The sequence below is a fragment of the Megasphaera sp. AM44-1BH genome (genome assembly GCF_003467125.1).
GTDB lineage: Bacteria > Bacillota > Negativicutes > Veillonellales > Megasphaeraceae > Megasphaera.
In genome coordinates this window covers 60,160-80,039 of sequence record NZ_QSFA01000014.1, presented here as the reverse complement: position 1 = coordinate 80,039, position 19,880 = coordinate 60,160, and the positions used below count along the sequence as shown (strand labels likewise).

At 50.3% G+C, this 19,880-nt stretch carries 13 protein-coding genes; 9 read left to right on the top strand and 4 right to left on the bottom strand.

Translation table 11 applies throughout. The features are described 5' to 3' along the window. The first annotated feature begins 3 nt into the window (after positions 1–3). Entirely contained in the window at positions 4–6,783 is a 6,780-nt protein-coding gene (locus DW949_RS09925; RefSeq protein WP_158570666.1) for a filamentous hemagglutinin N-terminal domain-containing protein, read from the top strand. Between the two features lie 70 nt (positions 6,784–6,853). Here the strand turns inward: DW949_RS09925 and pepT are convergent, their stop codons facing one another. Then, positions 6,854–8,113: a peptidase T gene (gene pepT, locus DW949_RS09920; protein WP_118023061.1), complete on the bottom strand. Its 1,260-nt coding sequence runs from the start codon at positions 8,111–8,113 to the stop codon at positions 6,854–6,856. A gap of 28 nt (positions 8,114–8,141) precedes the next feature. Further along, positions 8,142–9,707, bottom strand: a complete 1,566-nt coding sequence (locus DW949_RS09915; protein ID WP_118023060.1) for an AbgT family transporter — start codon at positions 9,705–9,707, stop codon at positions 8,142–8,144. Positions 9,708–10,174: 467 nt separating this feature from the next. On the opposite strand from DW949_RS09915, the gene DW949_RS09910 reads away from it, so the two are divergent. From DW949_RS09910 to DW949_RS09885, 6 genes are all read left to right on the top strand, one after another. Next, complete coding sequence (locus DW949_RS09910) at positions 10,175–11,245, top strand: ABC transporter ATP-binding protein (RefSeq protein ID WP_118023059.1); 1,071 nt, start codon at positions 10,175–10,177, stop codon at positions 11,243–11,245. Next, positions 11,238–12,065, top strand: a complete 828-nt coding sequence (locus DW949_RS09905) for an ABC transporter permease (protein WP_118023058.1) — start codon at positions 11,238–11,240, stop codon at positions 12,063–12,065. The genes DW949_RS09910 and DW949_RS09905 overlap by 8 nt, the downstream gene beginning before the upstream one ends. Next, positions 12,062–12,847: an ABC transporter permease gene (locus DW949_RS09900; protein WP_233539570.1), complete on the top strand. Its 786-nt coding sequence runs from the start codon at positions 12,062–12,064 to the stop codon at positions 12,845–12,847. Before DW949_RS09905 ends, DW949_RS09900 begins: the two co-directional genes overlap by 4 nt. Positions 12,848–12,859: 12 nt before the next feature. After that, positions 12,860–13,933, top strand: coding sequence for an ABC transporter substrate-binding protein (locus DW949_RS09895; RefSeq protein WP_118023056.1), 1,074 nt, complete (start codon positions 12,860–12,862; stop codon positions 13,931–13,933). 51 nt (positions 13,934–13,984) lie between these two features. After that, positions 13,985–14,848, top strand: coding sequence for a vWA domain-containing protein (locus DW949_RS09890; protein ID WP_158570665.1), 864 nt, complete (start codon positions 13,985–13,987; stop codon positions 14,846–14,848). A gap of 173 nt (positions 14,849–15,021) precedes the next feature. Further along, positions 15,022–16,437, top strand: a complete 1,416-nt coding sequence (locus DW949_RS09885) for a radical SAM protein (RefSeq protein ID WP_118023054.1) — start codon at positions 15,022–15,024, stop codon at positions 16,435–16,437. Between the two features lie 67 nt (positions 16,438–16,504). On the opposite strand, the gene DW949_RS09880 is transcribed toward DW949_RS09885, so the two are convergent. Beyond that, positions 16,505–17,989 (bottom strand): hypothetical protein, encoded by a 1,485-nt coding sequence (locus DW949_RS09880; protein ID WP_118023053.1) that lies wholly within the window; start codon positions 17,987–17,989, stop codon positions 16,505–16,507. Positions 17,990–18,173: 184 nt separating this feature from the next. Between DW949_RS09880 and msrA the strand changes: the two genes are divergently transcribed. Further along, a complete protein-coding gene (gene msrA, locus DW949_RS09875; RefSeq protein WP_118023052.1) occupies positions 18,174–18,683 on the top strand; it encodes a peptide-methionine (S)-S-oxide reductase MsrA in 510 nt (169 codons plus the stop codon). A gap of 71 nt (positions 18,684–18,754) precedes the next feature. Here msrA and DW949_RS13655 read toward each other — a convergent pair whose 3' ends face one another. Further along, a complete protein-coding gene (locus DW949_RS13655; protein WP_199595846.1) occupies positions 18,755–18,913 on the bottom strand; it encodes a hypothetical protein in 159 nt (52 codons plus the stop codon). A 154-nt stretch (positions 18,914–19,067) separates the two neighbouring features. On the opposite strand from DW949_RS13655, the gene DW949_RS09870 reads away from it, so the two are divergent. Beyond that, a complete protein-coding gene (locus DW949_RS09870) occupies positions 19,068–19,808 on the top strand; it encodes an HAD hydrolase family protein (RefSeq protein WP_118023051.1) in 741 nt (246 codons plus the stop codon). Positions 19,809–19,880: the final 72 nt, after the last annotated feature.

The following is a 19,880-nucleotide window of genomic DNA, read 5'->3' as shown; positions in this document are numbered from 1 at the left end:
TATATGAGATATAGAAATAGAAACCAATGGAAACACCGGCTGACGGGCATGGTCCTTCTGGCCATGGCGCTGGGCGGCTCTGTACAGGCTATGCCTTCGGGTGGAACCATCCGGTCCGGCAATGGGTCCATTGTAGAACAGGGACAGACGATGACGGTCCAACAAAATAGCAACCGCATGGCTATCGACTGGACGCAGTTTAATATAGCTAAAAATGAAACAATTCGTTATGCACAGCCCGATAAGAATGCCGTAGCGCTGAACCGGGTAACCGGCGGCCAGCAGTCCCTGATCGAAGGGAACCTGAATGCCAACGGCCATATTTTTCTGGTCAACCCCAACGGTGTTGTATTTGGTAAAAATGCCAGCGTTGATGTAGGAGGACTCGTCGCCTCGACGGCCCGTCTCGCCGATGACACGATGAATCACTTCGGCAGCAGCCAGGATTCCCTGAATCTCGCTGTCGATAATGAAAACAATGCGGCTGTTATCAATGAAGGAATCATCAAGGCCCAGGGCGGTCTGGTCGCTCTTCATGCGTCAAACGTAGAAAACAGCGGTACCATTACTGATGACGGCGGTACGGTAGCTCTTACGGCAGCAAAGAATCTGAATCTGTCCAGTGATGCTGATGGGAAACTGAATTTCACTGTCGATGGTACTCTGGCACGGGCACAGTCTCTCAACAACGGTACGCTCAAAGCCGATGGCGGATACGTCGTCATGACGGCTAAAAGTGCTGGCGATGTCCTGAGCACGGTCGTCAACAACAGCGGTACTATCGAAGCTAAGACGTTGCGTAAAAATGAAAAAGGCCAGGTCCTTCTCGACGGTGGGGACAATGGACAGGTCGAAGTCAGCGGTACCCTTGACGCTTCCGGTACGGAAGAAGGGCAGGATGCCGGCAATATCAAAGTCATCGGCCAGAAAACCGTCGTCCACGACAATACCAATCTTCTGGCAAAAGGTGATAATAACGGCGGCAAAATTGAAACTTCTGGCGACGTGCTGAATCTGGGAAATAGTCTGAATATCGACGCAAAAGGGATAACCGGCAAGGTCGGGGAATGGTTGCTGGATCCGCTGGACGTAATCATTGCTGATAACGATCCTACAACGACAAGCAATTATGAAAACTCGGAAAAGAAAACCGCCGCGAATTCTGATTTCACCAATGGCAGTGCCTCCATCGGCTACAACGACCCCGATGCCACCACAGCCAATGCGTCTTCCGTCAACAGCGCCGTGACCTGGATTTCTACTGATATGGTGGAAAAAATGCTGAATGCTGGCACGAATGTGACCATCCAGGCAGCGGCCACTAACGGATCGGCCAATATCATCGTCAAAAATGACATCGATAAGACGGCAGGAGACGATGCGACCTTTACCCTGGACGCTATGCGGAATATCACCGTCAACGGCAACATCACTTCTACGGCGGGCAAGTTGAATGTGGTCCTGAATGCGGACAGCAACGGGGACCAGATTGGTGCCGTGATCATCAATGCAAATATCAACACCAATGGCGGGGATTTTACCTCCGCTTCCGGCGGGACGGTGAAATATACCAGTGATTCTGCCAATACCAAAGGGTATGGAAAAGGAACCCTTACGGGCAAGACAGATCCTGCGGGTCATACGGTCGGTACCTATTTTGGACATGTGGACAGCAGTGGTACAGCGGATGGGGCAAAGGATGACCGGCTGATCAAGACCAGCGGCGGGAAAATCACCCTTAACGGGGAAATCGCCATCGGCCTCAACGGGGGAACTTTGACCCTGGATTCCGGGGGAGGAGATGTGACGGCCACCGGGATCATCAACTCCGGGAACAGCTACGGGGCCTATGTGTATGGCACTACTACCTGGGATGAACTCACAGCTGATAAAGTCAATGAATATCTGACTTCCGATACGGTTCCGGCTTATCATTATCAGGGGGTTAATTATGTAAAGAATGCAGATGGCACCTATAAAACGACAACGGATACAGCGGACTTTTCCAATGGAGAGCCCCATTATACCTTTGATAAGGAAACGGATACCCAGAATATCCGCTGGCTGGGAGACGGCAGTTCGACAGCTGTCAGTGTAACAAAGGGAAAAGGATACTCTTCTGTAATTATTACGGAAGGAAAAATGTCCACGAAGGAATATTTACAGTACGTGGCAGTCTCAGATCCAGAAGGCTTTTTAAGCAGATATATGACCTCTGACCCTACTATTACAGTTGGGAGTACTTCTTATACATTGACGGTAGGTTCTGTCAATGTCAATGGGGTTTCTAATAATGCACTGGGTTATAAGGTGGGAAATAACTTTACCGCTTTGACACAGGCGCAGATTCAGAGCCTGGCGGATAGTGCACTGACATTTGCGAAGAACAGCACGGATACAACGAAAATGAATAACGGAAGCACTGCTTATACAAATTTAACCAATGATATCAAGCAGCTTATTGCCAGCAACTGGTTTGTATCCGAATCGTTGGCCAAATACAACCCGAAAACAAAAACGTATAATGAAGGTAAATCGGCTGTAGGAGATTCCTATCTGGCTACCATTACGACGGTGCTGGAAAACTCTCTGACCACGCCAAACGGACAGCAGTATCTCTGGGTAGGCGGTCGTGGGTCCGGTGTACTGAATAAAACAGGATCCACGAATAATGACAAACTGTATCCGTACTCTTACTGGGGTATGCCGGATGATCCAACTTATCAGGACGGCATGTACTGGGTTACTGGTCCGGAAGGAGAAGCCAACAATGGAAAAGGCACCCAGTTCTACAGCAATGCCGGTTCTGACTGGAGTACGGTATCATTAGGCAGTGATGGGAAGACCTATACGTATAACAAGGGAAGCAATGTATATGGCTATGTGAACTGGGATACCTGGACCGACAAGGCAACGGCAACGGATAAAAAACGTGTCGATGTTACCCGTTCCCAGCCGGATAATAGTTCCCCTTTCCTGACCGTAGGGTATGGTACTCATGGCAAATGGGATGATGGAGCCATGGGTGGTGCTACTACTGTAGGTTTTGTCAAGGAAACCAACCTGGCTAATTCCAGTCTGAATATCAGAGCTGGAAGCGGTACAGTCAGCCTGGAAGGAGACATTGGTAAATCGAAGGCATTGGATACGGTGAACATCGAAAGCACCGGGGCTGTGACTGTAGGAACTGACAATACCAACGTTACTAATTATTATCATGGTACCATCTATGCAGACCATGGAGTCTACATTTCTGGCGGCACTGTAAACGTTGGCGGGGAAATCCATTCCGGCACTACGGATACCACTTCTTCTGCCAGCGACATCGCCACCCGTACTGATGGGTATCAGAACACTGCCTTCCAGCTGGACAGTGTGACCATCCAAGCGGCCGGTGATCTGACAGTCCACGGGGTGGAATCTAACGGGTATACCGACAGCAATAACACCCTGAACGGCGGGAAGATCAGCCTCACTTCCACCGGAGATAAAGGCCGGATCACTCTGGGGGCCGGGGTGGACTACAATGGGAATGCCACCGCTGGCACACTGGCTGCAGCCAGTGCCGCAGCAGGGGCCGTGGTAGTAGATGCTCAGGGCAGCCAGGGCTCCCTGGTCAACAGCATCACTGGCACAGATGCCATCACCACCGGCAGCGGCGGTACCTGGCAGGTCTATGTGAATTCCCCCAGCGACTACGGTACCAGCCTGGGCGATAACCTGATCAGCGGCACCAATGCCCAGTGGACCGCCAAATCCGATGCCAACAGCACGGTATTCGGCAACAGTTCCGGCAATACCCTTACGGACTATAAGGATACCAGCAGCAACAAGTTCATTTTCCAGGTGACTCCGGTGATCACCATTTCCGGGGGTAGCCAGCAGAAGACCTACGGGGATACCCTTACCGATGACCAGCTGCGGAATCTGCTGAGCACCTCGGCCACCTATAAGGATTCCAACGGCAGCAATATCGATGTGACCCAGTTCAGCAATTTCAAGGAAGCCGACTATCTGACCTACGTGACCAGTTCTGATGGGACAAAAACCGGAACGGATGCTGTGGCTGTTTCCAGTGATGGGGCGGCAGCAGGGGCTACCCGGACCCAAGGGGACGAAGACAAGACAGCTTCTGATGGGAAAAAGGCCTTCTATATATTCCATGTGGATGAAAATGGGGCCAAGGCGCTGAACGGGTATGACCTGAAAACGGTCAATGGGGATATCGAAATTCTCCGGAAGACCTTGACCATCAGCACCGATGGCACCCAGACCTACGGCAATACTGCAGTGACCAATGGGACGCCTTCTTACGACAAAACCCAGCTGGTGAACGGAGATACGCTGGGCGATATCCAATATACCATTGCCACCGACGGCAGCTATGCGGACAGCAAAGGCAGCAACGATACGGCACATGTAGGCAAGTATGAAGACCAGTACCTGACTTCCAGTGCAGAGGTAAAGGCCAGTGACGGCAGCGATGCTTCCGCCAACTATGAGGTCACCGGCAGCGGCACTATTACTGTTACTCCGGCTGATCTTTACCTGACGGTGGGGGATGTGTCCACTACTTATGGGACGGCCTTCAACACGGACAAGTATACCTACACCATTGATACGGCAAAAGGCGGACTGGTGAACGGGGATAGCCAGGCTTCCGTTCTGGGGGACAGATTCCTCAACTACACCAACACCGGGGCGAAAACCGATGCCGACAATGACAAGGTGAAGACACAGAATGCCGGGACCTATGCACTCCAGGGGGCTGCCAGCAAGGATCTCTCTGACTATACCGTCCACATCACCAATGGGAAATCCACGGTGGAAAAGGCCAAACTGACCCTGAAAGTAGGGGATACGAGCACGACCTATGGGTCGAATGATTGGACCCCTTATACCTATACCCTGTCCGGCAACGCCAATGGAGATTCAGAGGACGACGTAAGGAACAATCAGATTGAAGTTTCCTATTCTAATGGCGGAGAAAAGGCTGATTCCAGCAATTCCGATGTCAAGACCCAGGATGTAGGAGACTATGATCTGACAGGGACGTTTACCCTGAAGGGTGATACGGCTAAGAACTATGAAATCGATAAGGAAAACTCTGATTTGACTGGTACGGCCACGGTAAACAAAGCCACAGTGAAGGTGAAGCTCAACGATGTATCCACTACTTATGGTACGGCTTTCGATACCAGCAAGTACGGCTACGATGCCAACAATATAAAAGGCCTGACCAACGGGGATGGTACCGATGTGGTGACCAACGTTCTGGACGGAACCTATGGTACCGGCAACATCACCTATACCAATACTGGCGACGCTTCTGAAGCAGAAAAACAGGCTGGCAAAGTAACTAAAACGGTGAATGGCGGGCGCTACTATTTGCAGGGAACCACTTCCCAGACGCTGAATAACTACAATATTGAGATTGAAGATGGCAATGCTGCCATCGACAAGGCCACCCTCCATTTGTCCACTGGCGACTATACGGAAGCCTATGGGGATGCCGGGGCAGTTCAGAAGGATCTGGATAGTGCGACTACGGTCAAAGGCGAAAAGAACGGGGACAGCCTGGCTGAACTGACGTCTGAAATCGGTATCACCAACACATCCGGTGCTCTTGTAAGCAAGGACCGGACCAACGATGTAAAGTACAAGATGGATGGCAGCCTGGACAGCTATGGCATTACGACGGACTTCAACAAGTCCCTGGACAACTACGAAGTGGTGCTGGATAAGAAAGGTTCCGTTACTCTGACGCCAGTAGCCATCAAGGTCACCAACGATATGATCCAGACCTACGGTTCGGACAAGAGGACCTTTACGGAATCGTCCAATCCCAACCTGGTGAACGGGGATACTATTTCTACCGACGGCCTGACGATGACGCCGAAGGCTGGCGGAGCGTACGAAACCAACCGGGCTGGCCGGACTACGGCCGATGCCGGGACGTACTACAATGACCTTGAATCGGATGGTGGTGGTATTGTCCATGAAAATGGCAGCGATGCCCGGAAGAACTACATTGTCACCATCGAAGGGGATATCATCGTAAATAAAGCGCCTCTCCGTATTGATACGGATGACGTATTCACTCCGTACGATGTCGTACGGACGACCCAGTCCCGCGTTACGGGCCTGACCAATGGGGACCAGCCGGGAGGTCTGAACTATGATTATGGCGATTATGGTCATGGCTATCTTAATGGTAATACGCGGACAAACTGGCCGGGTACGTATTCCTTCGGGATCTTGCTCAGCGGCCCTGATTTTCTGAAGAATTATCTCGTTTCCGGTGGAGACGCGACATTGCAGATTGTCCAGACCAAACCGGATATTACGAATCAGGATGTCTGGAACCGTGATGGTGGCCGGCCGCAGCACAAAGTAGAAGTCTCTATGCCGATTTTCCGTGTTAAGGACAATACAGTAAAACAGTATGGCACCTATGGTGTTTCCCAGGCGGGAGAAACGACGAAGCTTTCGCCGACGGGCATGCGCCTCACGGAACCGGTACAGCCGCAGCTGCACAACCGTTCTATCAAAACGAACCTGCAGACAGAAGATGGCAGTGGTATGTTCCGTCTCGATTATGATGGAGTAACCCTGCGGATTTATCCGCTTGATGACGGGGCACAATACGTCGTCAAAGCCGGTGATGCAAAGAAAAACGTAGCACTTTCTGAAAAGGCAATCCACGCAGCCTTTACAGAAATGGGCCTCGACCTCGTACGGCTCAAAGGTGTATATGTATATTTTGCGGATCCTGTCGTATAGTAGCAATAACGAAAACTGCCGCACGAAGCAGATGATTTGCTTCGTGCGGCAGTTTTCATTAGTTTAATGATTATCCTTTGTAGATGAGATTGATGAGTTTCATCGTGACTTCATAGGATTTTTCCAGACTGGGAAGGGGCAGGAATTCATAACGGGAATGGAAATTCAGGCCGCCTGTAAAGTAGTTTGGCGTGAGGATACCTTTGGTGGAGATAAAGGAACCATCCGTACCACCGCGCATGGCAATGGGTTTGGGCTGAATGTTCAATTCCTTGAATGCATCGAAAATGTAGTCGATGGCCTTGTGATTGTCATCGGTAATCGCATCGGCAATATTGCCATAGGTATCTTCCATTTCGCAGGTGATGGCAGCCCGCGGTTCCATCTGTTTCAGCTTTTCTACGTTGGCAGCAATACGCCGTTTCTTTTCTTCGTATTTTTCTTTGCTGTGGTCGCGGATATTGAGGCTGACGACGGCTTTGGACTGGTTGGATTCTACGGCCTGGCACCAGATGTATCCTTCTTTTCCTTCTGTGCATTCCGGCGTTTCGCTGCGATCGAACATATTGATGAAATCGCAGGCCAGGAGCGTCGGATTGACCAGATTGCCTTTGGCGCTCATGGGATGGGCGCTGACACCGTGAATGGTAACCGTAGCCGAACCGGCGTTGAATGTTTCATAGACGATTTCTCCGAGAGCGCAGCTGTCTATAGTATAGGCGAAATCGACAGGGAATTTGGAAAAGTCCATATTCTTCGATCCGAAGAGACCACATTCTTCGTCGGGGACAAAGGCGACGTAGATATCGCCGTGATACAGGTCCGGATGGGTAGTCAGGGTGTGTAGTGCCGTCATGACGTTGGTGATGGCGGCTTTGTTATCTGCCCCGAGGACACTGGTGCCATCTGTCGTGATCAGGTCCTGACCGATATAGTCGCGCAGTTCCGGATGGTCGCTGACGGTCATGACGATATTTTTATCTGCATTGAGGACGATGTCGCCGCCGTCGTAGTGTTCGACGAGCTGGGGATGTACGACAGGTGACAGGTCTACATCGACCGTATCCAGATGGGCACAGAAGCCGACGGCGGGAATCTTGCGGTCGCAGCCCGGTTCAGTATGGGCAGGGAGACGGCCTGTGAGTACGCATTTATCTGACAGGGACAAATCGACGAGGCCCATGTCTTCGCATTCTTTCATGAGAGTACGGGCCATATCCCACTGCGATTCCGTGCTGGGGACCTGCGTGCCGCCATTGGGCTTGCTCTGGGACGGAATGCGGACGTACCGGCAAAAACGATGCATCATTTCTTCTTGTAATGGATTCATAGGATGGTTCCTCCTTTACTATATCCCGTTAGAACATCTGACGGGGATATACATAATCTGCCTGGAAGCCGAGAGGAATATTGAACCACCAGAAGAGGTACAACATGATGGTCAGGGCTACGAGCAGGGCACCGGTGTAGGGCAGCATCATACTGCTCAGGGTACCGACGCCGGTTTTTTTGTAATATTTCTGGCAATAAATGATAATCAGGGGATAGAAAGCAAACATCGGTGTGCAGACGTTGACGGCGGAGTCACTGACGCGGAATGCAGCCTGGGTAAGTTCCGGGGCAATGCCGACGGACATGAGCATCGGTACGAAAATCGGTGCCAGGATGGACCATTTTGCCGATGCCGATGTGATGAGCAGATTGAGGAGGGCAACGAAGACGATGACCCCGAAAATCGTAATCTGCGGCGGCAGAGCCAGAGATTTCAGGAATTCGGCACCGGATACGGCGATGAGAGCCCCCAGGTTGGAAGCACCGAAGGCATACATGAACTGGGCAGCGAAGAAATAGAATACGATAAGTTGTACCAATGTCTTGGTGATTTCTTCCATGGAGTGGGTGAAATCTTTGGAACTTCTGAATTTACCGCTGATGATGCCGTATACGATACCGGTGACGGCGCAGAGCATAAAGATAATAGCGACAATAGACTGCATAACCGGCGCTTTGAAGCTGGCCAGATTTCCCTGGGGATCACGCCAGATCGAGTCGGCAGGCATGAGGCTCAGGAAGAGGCCGGCAAGCATGGCGACGAGGACGAAGGAAGCGATATAGAAAGCGCGGTTTTCTTTGGGGGTAATAGCCGTCATGGCACTTTCCGATACGTCGATGTCTGTATCGAGGGGGCAGGCTTTCCAGCACCACGGTTCCGTGACTTTTTCCGTAATCCACCAGCAGGAACCGATGACGGCAAAGGTTGAACCGACAGCATAGAAATAATTGCAGAGGACATTGACTTCATAAGTCGGGTCGATAATCTGGGCTGCCATCTGGGTAAAGCCCTGGATGACCGGGTCGATGGCCGACGGCGTATAGTTGGCGGCAAAGGCACCGGCGATACCGGCAAAAGATGCAGCGACACCGGAAAGAGGATGCTTGCCCGATGCATAGAAGAGGTATGCTGCGATAGGGATAATGATCATGTAACCACTGTCCGGTGCCAGATGGCTGAGCATACCGACGACGATGACAATCGGTGTGAGAAGGAATTTCGGCGTGACCGTCAGGATTTTCTTGAGTCCCGTGTTGATATAACCGGACCCGTCAGCAATGCCGATACCCAGGGTAGCGACGATGACCATGCCGAGGGGCGGGAAACCGGAGTAATTGGTGACCATTTTGGTCATGAGAGTCACCAGGGACGCCGGGCTGAGCATATTGGTGATGGCAATCTGCTTGCCAGTCGCCGGGTTGACATAATCAAAGGTGAAATAGGAAAAAATCATGGAAACGATACAGGTGATAAAGAATGCGGCAATAAACAGCATGGTAATGTCGGGAATTTTATTGCCGATCCGTTCAATCCAGCCGAGGAATCCCCCGACTTTCTGGGGCTGTACGGTTTCAGGGGTTGTGTTTGGCATAGAAATAAGCACTCCTTCTTGTCTGTTGGATATCCATAGATGGGGTGCAGCTGCAATGCTATATATATACGATCGTAATCAGCGTCTTCAGTATACCATGTCCTATATAATAAGACAAATGTATGAAGCATAATTATGACAAGTATTATTTTTTAGAACATGCTTTTTAAAAATAAATTTAAACGTATAACCTATAACAAGTTTGTTTTAGAAAGAAAATTTTACATGAAATTTACAAAATTTAAAACGTAAAAATACGATAAAAATTATTTAACAATCGAAAGACTTTATGATTTATTTTTTATAAATAATAACTATAGAATAGCATAGAAAACAAAAATTAAAAAAGAAAAAACAAGATGAAAATGAGAAAAGACAGTTGCTCAAAGCTCCTTTTGTTTGGTAGAATAATACAGTTAAGGTGAATTTATTATGCATACCTGTGAGACAGGAGGAATATAGACGAAATGAAAAAAGAATTGATTCATTTGCAGGGTGTATCAAAGTCTTTTGATGGTCATCTCGTATTGGATGGCCTGGATCTGACGATTTATGAAAATGAATTCGTAACACTTCTGGGGCCGAGTGGCTGTGGAAAGACGACGACACTGCGGCTCATCGGCGGGTTTGAAGAACCTGACACAGGCGTTGTCCTGTTTGACGGACAGGATATCACTCATGTGCCGCCCAACCGCCGCCAGGTGAATACGGTGTTTCAGAATTATGCGCTGTTTTCCCATATGGATGTGGCGGATAATATCGCCTTCGGTCCCAAAATCCACGGCAAATCCCGTGAGTATATCAAAGATAAAATCCGCTATGCCCTGAAACTGGTCAATCTCGACGGCTATGAACATGCCAATATCGTCGATTTATCCGGCGGACAGCAGCAGCGTGTAGCCATTGCCCGGGCTATCGTCAACGAACCGCGGGTACTTCTCCTGGATGAACCGCTCAGCGCGCTGGACCGTAAACTGCGGCGCAGCATGCAGCTGGAACTCATAAAAATCAAAAAAGAACTGGGCATCACCTTTGTCTTTGTTACCCACGATCAGGAAGAAGCCCTGAGTATGTCCGATACGGTCGTCGTTATGAATCAGGGCTATGTCCAGCAGATCGGCACGCCGGAAAGCGTCTACAACGAACCGGAAAATGCTTTCGTAGCTGATTTCATCGGAGACAGCAATATCGTGGACGGGCTCATGGTCCATGACAAGCTCGTGCGCATCCAGGGGCTGGATTTTGACTGCGTCGATGTGGGGTTTGGCTGCAACCGCCCCGTCGATGTACAGATACGGCCGGAAGACATCGAACTCCATGAGGTCCGTGACGGGGCACTCAACGGCACGGTGACCAAGGTCATCTTTGAAGGGATGAATTACAATATCACCGTCCGCGCCGGGGAAATCGAATGGCTGGTCAAATCGACGCGGGTCTATCACCCGGGAGATGAAGTCAGCCTGTGGGTGGATCCCTTTAATATCCAGATTATGAATAAACCGGAATCGGAAGATGAAAGGGCGATGGAAAATGATTAAATCTGTGGCCATGCGCCATCTCTTTGCAATGCCCTTTCTCTTTTGGGCTGCGCTGTTTATTTTCGTTCCCCTCGTATTTGTCGGCTGGTATGGCCTGACTGGCGGTGACGGGCAGTGGAGTCTTTCCAATATTGCCGTCCTCCTGCAATGGGAATACGCCAAGGCTCTGGAGTTGTCTCTCCTGCTGGCGCTGGTGAGCACTCTGGTCTGTCTTCTCCTGTCCTATCCCCTCTGTCTGATCCTGACGGAGCGCAAGCGCAGCCATGGTGCCCTCATTTTCCTTCTGTTTATCCTGCCCATGTGGATGAATTCCCTCCTGTCTACTATGGCCTGGCAGACAATTCTTGAAAAAAATGGCATCCTCAATCAGTTTCTGCGTCTTCTGGCCCTGCCTGATGTGACGCTCATTAATACGCCGGCGGCTATCGTCATCGGCATGATATACAATTTCCTGCCCTATATGGTGCTGCCCTTGTACGTATCCCTTTCGAAAATCAATAGGAACGTCATCTTTGCAGCCCGTGATCTGGGGGCCAGTTCGTGGCAGACCTTTACGCGGGTTATCCTGCCGTTGTCTCTTCCGGGCGCCATCAGCGGGATTACCATGGTGTTCATTCCGTCCCTGACGACATTCTTTATCAGTGGTCTCCTAGGTGGCAATAAGGTGCTGTTAATCGGCAATATTGTCGAACAGGAATTCACTATGGCCTATGACTGGCATCTGGGGAGCGGGTTATCGCTGGTCCTCATGATTTTCATCATTATCAATATGGTGCTGACGGCCTATTTTGACCGCAGCGAAGGGCAGGTGAAGAAATGATGCGTCTCTGGAAAAAAGCCTACGTGGCCTTGATTTTCCTGTTTCTCTACGCCCCTATCGGCGTACTCATTGCCCAGTCGTTCAATGCCAGCCGCTACCGGGGGCACTGGACGGGATTTACCCTCCAGTGGTACGGCGAACTGTTTCAGAATGAAGGCATCCTGGAAGCCCTGCAGAATACGATTACCATTGGCTTGTCATCAGCGGCCGTAGCGACGCTTCTCGGGCTGGTGACCTGTCTGGCTCTGCGCGGCATGGGGCGGCGCCGCCGGTCGGTTCTTATGGGCATTGCCAATATTCCCCTCCTCAACGCCGATATCGTGACGGGGATTTCCCTCATGCTGCTGTTCCTGGGACTGGGACTGCGCCTCGGCTACGGCACCATCCTCATGGCCCATATCGTATTCAATCTGCCCTACGTCATTCTCTGTCTCATGCCGCAGATGCTGTCTCTGGACCGCAATTGCTATGATGCGGCCCGGGACCTGGGGGCGACGCCGTTTATGGCCTTCCGCCGCGTAGTCCTGCCGGAACTGCGGCCCAGCCTGCTGGCCGGGTTTATGCTGGCCTTCACTATGTCGGCTGATGATTTCATCATTACCCACTTTACCAAAGGTGCCGGAATCGATACGCTGCCTACGGAAATCTATGCCGAACTGAAACTGGGAATCCATCCGGAAATGTATGCCCTGTCTACACTGGTCTTTGTTTTTGTCCTGGTCTTTGCGTTTCTCCTGTTCTGGAACCGGAAACGCATGCAGATGGGGCAGTCGGCACATTAAGGGGGCGCTCACATGATAAAAAAATATATACTCTGTCTCTGCCTGGCCCTGGCGTGCCTTTTGACATTTTCCGGCTGCGGATTTCACGATGAAGAGGAAGCGGAAGGGGATAACGTGGTGTATGTCTACAACTGGGGCGACTATATCGATCCGGACACGCTGGAGCAGTTTGAAGAAGAAACGGGCATCCACGTCGTCATGGATGAATTCGATACCAATGAAAGCATGTATCCTCTGGTGGCAGCCGGTGCCGTGCGTTACGATGTCATCTGTCCGTCGGACTATATGATTCAGAAGATGATCAAACACGACCTCCTGCAGCCCCTCGATTTCTCCCGCCTGCCAAACGCCCGCCAGTATGTGGGACAGGCGTTTTACAAACAGTCGGAAACCTTTGACCCGGGAAATATCTATTCCGTACCGTACTGCTGGGGGACCGTCGGAATCTTGTACAACCGCACCATGGTCGATGATCCCGTAGATAGCTGGGATATTCTCTGGAATGAGAAGTATAAGAATGAAATCCTCATGCAGGATTCTCCCCGCGATGCCTATATGGTAGCCCTGAAACGGCTGGGCTATTCGCTCAATACGACCAATCCCGATGAAATCCGTCAGGCCCGGGACATGCTCATTGCCCAGAAACCGCTCGTCCAGGCCTATGGTATCGATGATGTAAAGGATAAGCTCGTCTCCGGGGAAGCCGCCATGGGTGTCATTTTTTCCGGGGAAGCATTGCGCATGATGCTGGAAAATGAAGACCTGGCTTACGTCGTACCAAAAGAAGGGACGAATCTCTGGATTGACTCCTGGGTCATCCCTAAAAACGCGGCCCATGTAGAAAACGCCCACGCCTTCATTGATTTTATGAGCCGGCCTGATATAGCCCTCAAAAACTTTGAATATCTGACTTATTCAACACCGAATACGGCCGTTCCGGAAATGGAAGAAGATGAAGATTACAAGGATAATCCCGTCGTATTCCCGCCGCCGGAAGTCTACGAAGGACAGGAAACGTATCAGGACCTGGGGGAAGAAGGCGACAAGATGTACAATGAAGGTTGGATACAGGTAAAAGTGTATTAAAACTGTGATACAAAGGATGGTATAATAAGAATATAGCAAAGGAGGGCGATGATGATGAAACAACACCTGAAAATAATGGCTGCCCTGGCCTGCCTCATGGGACTGGGCAGTACGGCTGTCATGGCAGCCAACTGGACTGATACGCTGCAGCAGCTGGCAAAGAGCGTGCCGGCAGTCGGACAGGTACTGAAGGGAACGGAAATACAGACTACGGTACCGGGGATTGCTGCGACGACGGAAACGACGACAACACAGAGTGGAACGGAACCGGCCGGGACAGCAAAGCCGGCTGTACAGGCGTCCCATCTGGAAGTCGTGCTGCTCATCGATAAGAGCGGGTCCATGAAAGGCCTGGAAGAAGATACGGTAAAAGGCTACAATTCCATGCTGGCCAAAGAACGGCAGTTGTCGGTGCCGACAAATGTGACGACCATCCTGTTCAGCAGTGATCACGAAATCCTGGCGGACCGTAAGCCGATTTCTGAGGTGCCCGATATGACCCTCGATTCGTATAAGGTCCGTGGCGCGACGGCATTGTACGATACTATTGGCGATGCCATTGAAAAGACCGAAGCCGTCAAAGGCATCGATGATACAGGCAGCAAAGTCCTGTTTGTCATCATCACGGACGGACTGGAAAACTACAGTCAGACCTATGACCAGGAAAAAGTCAGGAAACTGATTGATGCCCAGGAAGAAAAAGGCTGGGAATTCGTCTTTATCGGTGCCAATATGGATGCTGAAAAGGAAGCGGATACGATCGGTATCAAGAAAGAAAATGCCGCGACCTATGAAAACAGTGAAAAAGGCGTTCAGGCCAACTATCAGGCCGTATCCCAGATGGTACACAGCCTGGCTGCGACATCGAGCCTGGTCGGATCCCCCTGGAAAAATTCTATCGTACCGGGAAAATAGATGGATGCAGAAAAGAGAGTGCCCCGTGACCGTATCATGGTTCATGGGGCAGATTTTTTACTCCGTATCTGACTTTTTGACTTTAACCTTTTGACATTTGCGTTGGGAGGCGTATAATAATAGGTGAAAAGAAAAGTGCTATTTCGGTTTCCAAAAAGAGGAGATGGAATGCCATGAAAAGATTGACACACGAAGTACAAAAGAAAACGGTAGGATTGATTGTAGACCGCATTATGTCAGAAAAAAATCCGGAAGACCGGAGAAAGTCATTGAAACACTTGTCCTTTGTTATGGAACATCTTTTTGGCGACTTATTTGAAAAAGAATCCTTTGAAGAAGCCCGCCGTCTGATTGATGAAGATGGCAAATGGTTCCATTTTTTGGACCATGCGTTGAACACGCTCAACCCGAATATCGTCAAAACGGCTGTCATGGATCTGGGATTTGAATCCGGTTTTTATGGGCTCCGTGCCCGTAATGCCGCAAAAGCGAAATATCACTGTAATATCCCCTGGGCTATTCTTTTTGATCCGACCAGTGCCTGCAATATGCATTGTATCGGATGCTGGGCTGCCGAATACGGCCATACGCTGAATCTGTCCTTCGATGTGATGGATAAAATCGTGACCCAGGGCAAGGAACTGGGCTGTCATTTCTATCTGCTGACCGGCGGGGAACCACTCGTCCGCAAAGCCGATATCATCCGCCTCTGCCGTAAACATCCCGATTGCGAATTCCATGCGTTTACCAATGGGACCCTCATTGACGATGCCTTTTGTCATGAAGTGACCGATGTAGGCAATCTGAGCTTTTCCCTCAGTGTCGAAGGATACCGGGAAGTCAACGACAGCCGCCGCGGTGCCGGTCATTTCGATAAGGTCATGCATGCCATGGATCTGCTCCGGGAACACGGCATCGTCTTTGGCACGTCTATCTGTTACACCCGCAAGAATATTGAAACGGTTACATCCGATGATTTTCTCGACCTGCTGATCCGCAAGGGCGCTTATTTCACCTGGTATTTCCATTATATGCCCGTCGGTAACGACGCATCGCCGGACCTGATGCCGACGAAAGAACAGAGGGCCTATATGGTACGCCGTGTCCGCGAAATCCGCAGTGTCAAAGGCGGTAAACCTATTTTTGCCATCGATTTCCAGAACGACGGTCAGTATATTGACGGATGTGTAGCCGGTGGCCGGAACTATTGCCATATCAACCCTAATGGCGACGTGGAACCGTGTGTATTCATCCATTATTCCAGTGCCAATATCAAGAACCAGAGTCTGCTCGAATGTCTGCAGCAGCCTTTGTTTAAAGAATACGCCAAAGGCCAGCCGTTTAACCACAATCATCTGCGTCCGTGCCCGATGCTGGAAAACCCACAGTACCTGGCAGCTATGGTCAAACGGAGCGGGGCGAAATCGACGGATCTGATTTCGCCGGAATCGGCAGAACACCTGTGCGCAAAGTGTAAAGAATATGCGAAACAGTGGCAGCCTGTGGCAGATACGCTGTGGAAAGAAATCCAGGAAAAAGGAAAACACGATATAGAACAAAAGAAAGACCCCTTACCGAAGTGCGGTTGATGGGATAAACAGAACGACGATGCCGTACGGAGCAATCACTGCTTCGTACGGCATCGTCGTTTTTATATCAGAAATCAAGGGATTTCTTCATGCTCTTTATGGATTGGTTGATGGATTTCATGCTCTGGCCCAGGCTCTTTATATTGTGGCCTATGGCGGCCTGTGTTTCTTTGCTTTCCTTATAGTTGTCGAGACCGCGGAATTCTGTCGTTTCCCCGCTTTCGGCGTCGCGGATCCGTACCGGGCTGATCTGGACATCGCCGTCTACGATGTGCAGGGCATCGGTTGCAATATCACCCATGGCAGTGCTGATGACGACGTCATAGAAATCGAGTTCATGGTAGCGGTTGTTGAAGCGTCCCGAAATGGAATTGAAGTGGAGAGGGAAATAATAGCCGCTGCCAGACTGGAATGATCCATAGGCCCTGAGATGGCGGGGATTGCCGTCGCAGCGCATGGTGATGTCCATGGTGACAAGCGTCCTGAATTTCATATCGTGCAGGGCCGTGCTGCTGTTGAGGTCTTCTCCGTGCCCGTAGATGTTATATGCCCGGGTTTCCAGGTTATAATCGCCATAGGCATCGAGCGTGCCACCGTATACATTGGCTTTTACTTTGGTAAACTGAAGCAGGGAGTCGTGATAATAGACATCGCCAGACACATCGGTAAAGCGCAGGGCCGGCAGGTTCAGCCGTTCCATGTGGAGGTGGCCCCGGGCTTCCGGCTGGTCCAGTGGTCCCGTAGCGTGGAAGGTCAATGTCATCTGGTCGTGGATGTTATCGCCAAAACCCAGAGAAGAAGGATCCACATTGACGATATCCACGTTCATGTCCATCGTGGGGATAGGGGTAGTCAGGTCGATTTTTCCTTTGATAGCGACGCCATCTCCGATAGCCGTACCGGCGAACCGGCCTGTAGAGACCTGGATATCAGCCCGTTTTCCCGTGTACATGCCGATATGGGCGTTGACGCTTTCCATAACATAATGACGGCTCATATGATACGATTCCAGTTGGCAGTTGTTGAGATCCAGTGAGGCATGCAGTTTCTGGCCATTCCAGTTGATATTGCGGATGCGGTCCTGAAAAGACCGGGGCTGTCTTTTTTCTGTGCCGTCCTTTTTTTCTTTCTCATCCTGGGCGATGAGATCCAGCTGGTTTTTTTCGTCAAAATAGGCGGCAATGGTCGCGTTATTGAGGGTAATATTGGTAAGCGTCGTCGATTTGATGGAACGGGTGATGATATCCCAGGGGCGCACGCTGAGGCTGCCGTCTGGCACGTAGAGGATGAGATGGCCGTCCGGGTCTTTCCAGACAAGATTGGTGAACTGGACGTAGCCCGTAATGTGGGGTGCCAGTGTTTCTACGGTAATCGTACCGCGGAGCATGGTCTGACGGGACATGGTATGATTGAACAGGCGGGCGGCGCCGTGGATGGCTGCAAAAGCCAGAGCGCAGAGAAGGACGGAAAGGAGAACGAGGACAATCAGCGTCCGCTTCAGAGCTTTTTTATGACGGCAGCATCCATGTTTCACTGTGTTGAATATGTTCAATTGAGACGCCTCATGTACTGGCGCTCCAGTGATAATTGTATAATAGAATCCATCGTCCTCACCTCTCTGTAAGCATAGCATGGGATGCCTTTTTTTGCAATGCAGGAAAAAAGTACACAATCCGGCCCCTTTATGGTATAGTAAAGACGGTATACGAATATGCAATGACAGGAGTGATATAGAAATGATACAGACTATATATCTGGCAGGTGGCTGCTTCTGGGGCCTGCAGAAATTTCTGGATCAATTTGATGGCGTATTGGAAACGGAAACAGGATATGCCAACGGCAGGACTATAAAACCGACTTACGAAGAAGTGAAGTCCCAGCGGACCGGTCATACGGAAACGGTCAAAGTGGCCTATGATGACGATGTATTGCCGACAGGACAGCTGCTGGATTATTATTTTATGGTCATCGATCCGCTGTCAGTAAATAAGCAGGGGGAAGATGAAGGAATCAATTACCGGACGGGCATTTATTATGAAGACCCGGCATTATTGACGGATATCCGCAAAGTCGTCAATCACGTAGCGGAAAAAGCAGGCCGCCCTCTGGCGGTGGAAGTGCGGCCGTTGCAGAATTTCTTTACGGCAGAAGAATATCACCAGAAATATCTGGATAAAAATCCCGGCGGATACTGCCATATCAATCCGGCTATGATGCATATCCACGAACGGATTAAAAAAGGATAATTCCCATCTTAACGTGAACACCCCGGTGTCCGTGCACGACACCGGGGCGTTCGGGGATTATGTTGGATGTTCTATCCTAAAACCGGACAAATGTCCGGCAGGGACAGGCTGATTCCGGCAGGATGGCCTTTATGCGGGCGGCGTGGCTGGTCATCTTTTTCTTGCCGTTCTTTGCGCTTGTATGCGGCCATATTCATTTCAAGTATTTTTTCCATATGCATGACATACATGGTATTCGCCCCCTCTTGCGAAATACGGTAATAAAAAAACATAAAGACACGATGTGGGATAGACATCGTTGTCTTTATGTTTGAGCATATTATAAATTAAACGATTAACTTTGTCAATGATAAAATATTAAAATATCAAAGGAAATGTAGAAAAATGATGAAAAAAGCAATGGCGAGCGACTTTGACAACACGTTGTATTTTATGTTTCTGGACGAACCGTACCGCAAGGGGGACCGGGAAGCCATCCGGGCCTTCCAACAGGCTGGCGGTTTATTTGGCGTCAGCACCGGCCGGTCTCTACGGGGCGTTCGGCAGGCGGCCCGGGAAGATGTGCGTTTTGATTTCTATATTCTGGCGACGGGTGCGCTGGTTCTGGACGGCAATTTGCAGGTGCTCATGAAGAAAACCGTTTCCCGGGATTGCGTCGAAGAAATATATGACCGGTATGGACGGCGGGCCGACACGGTCATTCAGGCCAATGATACGGTCTATACGCTGACACCGCCCAAGTTTCCTGGTCAGACGCGGATTATGTCTTTTGCGGACCTGGCTGGCAGTGATATCTACGGTATTTCTTTTTATGCCGGCAGTGATGAAGCAGCCCAGTCGATTGCCAGAGATATCCAGCAGGAATATGGGACCACACTGACAGCCTATGCCAATACGAGCGTCGTCGATGTCGTAGGATCCGACTGTTCTAAAGGGACGGGCCTGGCTGCAGTTAAAGAGAAACTGGCCATCCATACGATGGGGGCTATCGGGGATTCATATAACGATACGCCTATGCTCAAGGCAGCAGATATTTCCTTTACCTTCTCTTATGCGCCAGAACCGGTACAGCAGGCTGCCGGCCATATTGTCTCATCGGTCCGGGAAGCGCTGTCTTACCTGTAAGAAGTTTTCTTGTGTTTTTTTAAAGCATTCCGTATAATTAAAATGATATACATCTGTATTTTATTATTGCAG